We start from the raw sequence: 6,335 nt of genomic DNA on the forward strand, positions 1-6,335 counted from the left end.
TATCGGCCGATCGGCTGCACTACACCATCCTTCCGTTCATCACCACCGGTTCCCCAGTTCTCGCTTCACTTCCTCCACAATCGTCTGAACCCCTGCCTCAATCTGCGCCTGGCTCACTCTGGAAATACTGATGCGTATGAATTTGTCGCGCTCCAGATACTGGGACAGGTAGAACGGCTTGCCTGATACCACTAAGATGCTCCGCTCCTCCAGCCGCTTGATCAAACGCTCCAAATTTACGTTATGCGGCAGCTTGAATATTTTATATATTCCACCGTTGCCGGGTACGACTTCAATAAGTCCAGTTCCTCCATATAACTGCACAGCGGAATCCAAAGCCACCATTCGGGTCTCATACTGCCTGTAGATTTTCTGTTTATGCCGTTCATACATGCCGTTGCTGATATAAATTTCGAGCGCAGCTTGGGACAGCAGTGAAGCATCCCCGTATTTTTTATAGGCGTAAAATTCCTCCAGCAGGCTTTCCGGCAGAACAACTGCCCCGAGACGCAAACCTGGAAAGATAATCTTCGAAAAGCTTTTCAAATAGATGATGTGTGAAGTTTGGTTATAAGCATAAACCGGATCGAATCCTCGCTCATCCCCCAGATCGGCCATGTAATCATCTTCCACCACAAATACATCATATTGACTCGCCAATGCGGCGATCGCTTTCCGCTCCTCGACTCGAAGCGAGGTTCCAAGCGGGTTGTGGTATCTTGGCATCGTATAAAAAAACTTAATATGTCCGGTCTTGAACTTCTCCTCCAACAACCCGATATCGATCCCCGCTGTAGAACGAGGAATGCCCACAACCGGAACATTCTCCGACTCCAGAAAATGCAAAAAGTTATTGTAGCTGGGCTGCTCCACCAGAATCACCGATTTTCCGTTAGGAAACGGCATCTTCGCCAGTATTTCCATCGCCTGCTGGGCACCGGACGTCACCATAATCCGCTCTGGGCGGGTAAACACCTGGCTGTCTGCAAAATGGGAAACCAGCGTATGGCGGAGTTTATCCATTCCTTTCCCGTCACCATACGTGAAGAGATGGTATTTGTAGGTATCGATGGCCTTGTTCAAACAGTGCTGAAAGTCCAGATAAGGGAACACGTTCACGTCGGGAGAAGCCGAGGCAAAATCAATCAGGCTTTCGTCCCTGTTATCGGGATCGCTCTCCTTCTGAACTACATAATAGCCGCTTTGCGAAACCGAATATATGGCATGCCGCTCCTCCAGCTCAGCATAGGCGCGAATGACCGTGCTGATGCTGCATCCGTATTGTTGTGCAGCGCTTCGGACGGAGGGCAGCTTCTGACCGGGACGGTATTGTCCTTCCTGAATCTTCGATTCCATATCAACCAGAATGGACATGTATTTTTTCATCCGCTACGCCCCCTCTTATGCTTAGATTATAACCCACCACCCTAACGGTACCCAGGGCTTGGTTAAGTTTTGAGTTGAATGATCGCCGTATCCGTTTACTCCCTCTCCCATCATTTCAGCGTTATTTCATGTTAAAAAGACACAACAAAAGACTAAAAGGCGCAAATATCTAAAATTTTTAGGTATAATACCTAATTTTATTAGGTTTAATGCGAGATGGACGTTTGATAGAATAAAAAATATAACGCTTACAAACGCAATAAACCAAGGAGGATATATCATGAGCAAACCGGCACAACCTAATGAACCCATCGTAACCCACATTTACACCGCAGACCCTTCTGCCCATGTATTTGAGGGTAAGATTTATATTTATCCATCCCATGACCTTGATCATGAGAACACGTCCAATGATAATGGCGATCAGTACGATATGGAAGACTACCACGTTTTATCGATGGAAGATGTGAACGCTCCGTGCGTTGACCATGGTCAAGCCCTGCATGTAAAGGATGTTCCGTGGGCCAAGAAACAGATGTGGGCACCGGATGCTGCTTATAAAAACGACACCTATTACTTGTACTTCCCTGCCCGAGATCATAACGACATATTCCGTCTTGGCGTAGCTACCAGTTCGTCCCCTTCCGGACCTTTCACGCCGGAGCCCGACTACATCCCGGGCAGCTACAGCATTGACCCTGCCGTATTCGTGGATGACGATAACCGGGCGTACATTTATTTCGGCGGCCTCTGGGGTGGACAGCTGGAGCAATGGCAGACCGGCTCCCACATTCCGGATGGGGAGGGACCTGCCGCAGATGCACCTGCCATCGGACCGCGGGTTGCCGAACTGAGTGACGACATGCTCACGTTCAAGGATACACCGCAAGAAATATCCATCATTGATGAGAATGGCAGTCCGATAACTGCCGGAGATGAAGAGAGAAGATATTTTGAAGGTCCGTGGGTTCATAAATACAACGGCACCTACTACCTCTCTTACTCCACCGGTTCGACACACCAAATCGTGTATGGCACCAGCCAGAGCCCGACAGGTCCATTTGAATTCAAGGGGACGATTCTCACGCCGGTTATCGGCTGGACAACCCACCACTCCATCGTCCAGTTCCAGGATAAATGGTATCTCTTCTATCATGACAGCTCCCTCTCTGGAGGAGCGGATAACAAACGCAGCGTGAAATTCACCGAGTTGAAATACAATGCGGATGGCACCATTCAGACGATTGACCCTTACAGTAAATAAAGTAATCAGACCAGCTGGGTTCCATGGCATATGGAGCTCAGCTTTTTCATGTTTATCCATGCATTTCTGCCGCTGTTTAGTGATACCATTATAGTCGGTATTATTTGTTCGAGATTTTGAGGTAGCGGAGCTAGAAATATCATAAGAAAGAAGGAATGCGTGAATGGCAAAACAGCTTGTCCAACGATACATGATCCTGATTGCAGGTCTTTTATTGATGGGGGTCGGCACTGCTCTCGTAACCAAAGCCAATATCGGTACATCCCCTATCGCTAGTGTTCCCTATGTGCTTAGTTTAAAGTTCCCCATCTCCATGGGAGTGATGACTATAGGAATCTGTGTGCTATTTGTGGTGCTTCAGGCCCTCCTGCTCGGCAAGCAGTTTCCCAAGATTCAATATCTTCAAGTGTTGGTCGGGGTGCTGTTCGGCCTTTTTCTTGATTTGGGAGCGTATATGGTAAGTTCGATTAACTTTACGATGTATTTCATGAACATGCTGGCTTTGCTGACTGGCTGCATCATCCTGGCGGTGGGCATCTATCTTCAAATTATCGCCAATGCCATTCTGAACCCGGGTGAAGGCATCGTGAAGGTCATTTCCGAGAAGCTTGGAGCCGAATTCGGCAATATCAAAATCATATTCGACTGGACACTGGTATCCATCGGGATTGTCATATCACTGTTTGCGTTCGGTTCGATTGAAGGCGTACGCGAGGGTACGGTCATTTCGGCTTTTCTGGTCGGTTATTTCATCAAGCTGCTGCGCCGGATCGCATTTCGTTTGAGCAGCAAAAGAACTGCCAAAGCAGTCATTGAGCAAGGCCAATAATTCTGGGGCACGTCCAATCGGGTTATGGTCATAACTTATAAGAGTATATGGTTAATTGGCTTCATTTTGATTATAATGGGCTGTAAGAGACGAAGAACGTCCTGAATCACTCCTTTTCCTGGAGTATGTCAGGGCGTTCTCTTTTATTTTGATAGGCTGCGCGGCCATTTCCGCGATTTGCATCCCCAGTTCGAAGTGCTGGACTGGCGGGGAGTATCTTATTTCTGCGACTTCGCCTTCATCACGTCACACTTGAAACTCATCATAGAGATTAAAGGGCTGGATACTTATGCAAGCGGCATGGACAGGCAAACCTTTTGCAACGAGTTAAATCGGGAAACGTTTTTATCAGCTATGGGTTATCAGGTTATTTCTTTTGCTTACGATGATGTGGCTAATCGTCCCGAGATCTGCATAATGCTCCTCAGGATAGTGATCAGCCGTTATCATGCCGCTACTTCCTCTGTGGGTGTGCCCACGGTTACGGAGCGTGAAATTATCCGTTTTGGGTGCATGCTTGCCCGTCCGCTTCGCCCGATTGATGTCAAGACACATCTGCGCTTAAACCATCGAACGGCTCTAACGCTTTCTTCATTCCCTCTGCGATAAGGGGTTGCTTTTGCCCGTCACCGGATCGCAAGGCAAACATGTAGTGAAATACGAGCTGCATCCTCATGCGGCACAGTGTCTATAACTGAAGGCTTGATCTTCACATCTTCTGTGGCGATCGGCAGCATGCTAACTGCTGATCGCCCGGGTTTTATGGATGAAATGTTCCTCCGCTATCTGCTCGTAGATAAATACAGCCAAAGCCTTTCGCGTTAATTGATAGTCCAGTGTTACCACGCAAGAGCCATACCGGGTGATAGCGAACCGACACCGACACGACAGCTGCGGTATGACCTTCTAATAATCTGAAAAGTCTGCTGTCAACCCGCATCAGTACGGGTCACAGCAGACTTCTTAAGTTGCTTCCTTATTGGAATACCTTCTCAAATACAGGGAAACTTGCAACCCTGCCAGGGAAGTTCACTTCACCTCGCAGATCATAACCCAAACCTTGATACAACTTGAGCGCTGACGCATTCTTGGAGTAAGTATCCAGCCGGAGGCTGCTATAACCTCCGCGTATGCCGTATTCTTCGGAGAAGGCAACAAGCTTGCGTGCAATGCCCTTCCCCTGCGCTTTCGGATCGACGGCAAGGCGGTGCATCATTAAATGCGGACCCTCTGCCTGCTTCCAGTTAATCGTCTGATACTGCTCGTCCTGTGTTTCATCAAGGACAACAATCCCTAAGATACGGCCTTCACCCTCAGCTACAAACAGCGTTCCGTTCCGCAAATCCTCCCCGATCACATCCCGGTTCGGATAGAACTCATCCCATTGGTCGCTGCCTCCAGCCTGCATCACCTGAACGCAGCGGGCAATCAAACCCATGATTTCTTGAATATCCTCACTGCGTCCTGTCCGAATTTCAATATTCATCGCTGCACCTACTATTGTTTTTAGATCAGTTTACTATGATTGGACGGCTGCAACAACACCGGTAGCTGAAACTAGCCTTCGCTTGGAGCACTGTAGTTGAAACTCACCTCACTTAGAGCACCATAGTTGAAACTCTTCTTTCTTAGAGCACCCTAGCTAAAACCTTTCTCGCTCGGAAGACCGATACTGAAACTTTCCTTGCTTGAGCTCCGTAGCTGAAACTCAACTCGGTTGGTATCCGCAGCTAAAACTCTTCTTGCTTAGAGCACCGTTACTGAAACTCAACTCGCAATGGAACACCAATTCCATCAACTCTGCCGTCTGCTTCATCACTCTTTATGGATAACTTAAACTGAACCTCCTTTGGTAATCCGCACTTAAGGCACATGCAATTTATCTTGAGATTTGCGTTTGGCTTCATTGTGACGCCAAGTGTTTTTGATGCTCATGTGTATGACACGTACAGTTTGTCTTCGGAATAGTAGATTTCTCATAAAAATTAACCTCTCGCCCGTTCATCGTCCACAGTAAAGGAAAGGCAGCATGCACTAACGTAAACCAAGTCCCTATAAGATCGCAAAAACATGCTTGCTGATATCTAACTTTCAAGATACACTTGTCTAGTAGATAAATTCGGTCGTGAAGTACACGCCGCTTCGATACGTTGTATCGGGGCGGCTTTTTGCATTTACCTTTTAACAGAGGAGAGAATCCGCGTGTCAAGATTTGTTCAAAAATATGAAGAGTGGATGCAGCTCAATATTGAGCAGGAGGAAAACCCCAGGCGGCGCGAATTGCTTGAGAAGGGACTAGGTCACGGCACCGTCGAATTTTTACGCACCATTTGGTTCCCAACGATACAGCATTTTGACCACCTGTATCCCGAGTGGGAAGTACGCGATTTCAACAATGGATTTCGTTACGTGGATTTGGCTTATATGCCTGGCGGTGTCAAAGGAGGAATTGAGATTCAAGGCTACGGCCCTCACGCCAGAGATCTTGATGTAAGACGATTCAAGGATTTATGCTGGCGGCATTGCTTATTAGCGCTGGATAATTGGATATTCCTCCCCATCCCTTACCTATCGATTCAAGATGAGCCTCGACGATGCCAGCAGCTTGTTCTATCCTTCATCGGCAAATTCACTTCTCTTGATACTCCGCATGCATTAACTTCTTTTGAAGCCGAGACGGTACGTTTTGCCAGGCGGCTGCTGAGACCATTCACGCCTTTAGAGTTAGCGGATCATCTGCGCATTACAGACAGGCATGCCCGTCGAATTCTGCATAAACTCGTGGATTTGGAGATCATGTACGTGTCTAGCGGTAATATGAGGTACCGTAGGTATCGCTTACGGACCGAGTAGGCG

At 47.7% G+C, this 6,335-nt stretch carries 7 protein-coding genes; 5 read left to right on the forward strand and 2 right to left on the reverse strand.

Annotated elements, in window-relative coordinates; genetic code table 11:
* Positions 1 to 39 precede the first annotated feature (39 nt).
* Positions 40 to 1,386 (reverse strand): aminotransferase-like domain-containing protein, encoded by a 1,347-nt coding sequence (locus tag PVOR_RS23200; RefSeq protein WP_006211950.1) that lies wholly within the window; start codon positions 1,384 to 1,386, stop codon positions 40 to 42.
* Positions 1,387 to 1,666: 280 nt separating this feature from the next.
* Here PVOR_RS23200 and PVOR_RS23205 point away from each other — a divergent pair, with 280 nt between their 5' ends.
* From PVOR_RS23205 to PVOR_RS30815, 4 genes are all read left to right on the forward strand, one after another.
* Positions 1,667 to 2,650 (forward strand): glycoside hydrolase family 43 protein, encoded by a 984-nt coding sequence (locus PVOR_RS23205; RefSeq protein ID WP_006211951.1) that lies wholly within the window; start codon positions 1,667 to 1,669, stop codon positions 2,648 to 2,650.
* A 163-nt stretch (positions 2,651 to 2,813) separates the two neighbouring features.
* Positions 2,814 to 3,479, forward strand: coding sequence for a YczE/YyaS/YitT family protein (locus PVOR_RS23210; RefSeq protein ID WP_006211952.1), 666 nt, complete (start codon positions 2,814 to 2,816; stop codon positions 3,477 to 3,479).
* A gap of 177 nt (positions 3,480 to 3,656) precedes the next feature.
* Positions 3,657 to 4,088 carry a DUF559 domain-containing protein gene (locus PVOR_RS29885; protein ID WP_234973077.1) on the forward strand — a complete coding sequence of 144 codons (432 nt, stop codon included), beginning with the start codon at positions 3,657 to 3,659 and terminating at the stop codon, positions 4,086 to 4,088.
* A gap of 75 nt (positions 4,089 to 4,163) precedes the next feature.
* A complete protein-coding gene (locus PVOR_RS30815; protein ID WP_160164030.1) occupies positions 4,164 to 4,304 on the forward strand; it encodes a hypothetical protein in 141 nt (46 codons plus the stop codon).
* 151 nt (positions 4,305 to 4,455) lie between these two features.
* On the opposite strand, the gene PVOR_RS23215 is transcribed toward PVOR_RS30815, so the two are convergent.
* On the reverse strand, positions 4,456 to 4,965 hold the full coding sequence (locus tag PVOR_RS23215; protein WP_006211956.1) for a GNAT family N-acetyltransferase: 510 nt from the start codon (positions 4,963 to 4,965) through the stop codon (positions 4,456 to 4,458).
* A 716-nt stretch (positions 4,966 to 5,681) separates the two neighbouring features.
* On the opposite strand from PVOR_RS23215, the gene PVOR_RS23220 reads away from it, so the two are divergent.
* A complete protein-coding gene (locus tag PVOR_RS23220) occupies positions 5,682 to 6,332 on the forward strand; it encodes a hypothetical protein (RefSeq protein ID WP_006211957.1) in 651 nt (216 codons plus the stop codon).
* Positions 6,333 to 6,335 lie beyond the last annotated feature (3 nt).

The sequence above is a fragment of the Paenibacillus vortex V453 genome (genome assembly GCF_000193415.1).
GTDB lineage: Bacteria > Bacillota > Bacilli > Paenibacillales > Paenibacillaceae > Paenibacillus_AQ > Paenibacillus_AQ glucanolyticus.

Coding starts and splice junctions, on each gene's coding strand:
- PVOR_RS23210 (WP_006211952.1), top strand. CDS start 2,814: ATGGCAAAACAGCTTGTCCAACGATACATGATCCTGATTGCAGGTCTT.
- PVOR_RS23200 (WP_006211950.1), bottom strand. CDS start 1,386: ATGAAAAAATACATGTCCATTCTGGTTGATATGGAATCGAAGATTCAG.
- PVOR_RS23205 (WP_006211951.1), top strand. CDS start 1,667: ATGAGCAAACCGGCACAACCTAATGAACCCATCGTAACCCACATTTAC.
- PVOR_RS23215 (WP_006211956.1), bottom strand. CDS start 4,965: ATGAATATTGAAATTCGGACAGGACGCAGTGAGGATATTCAAGAAATC.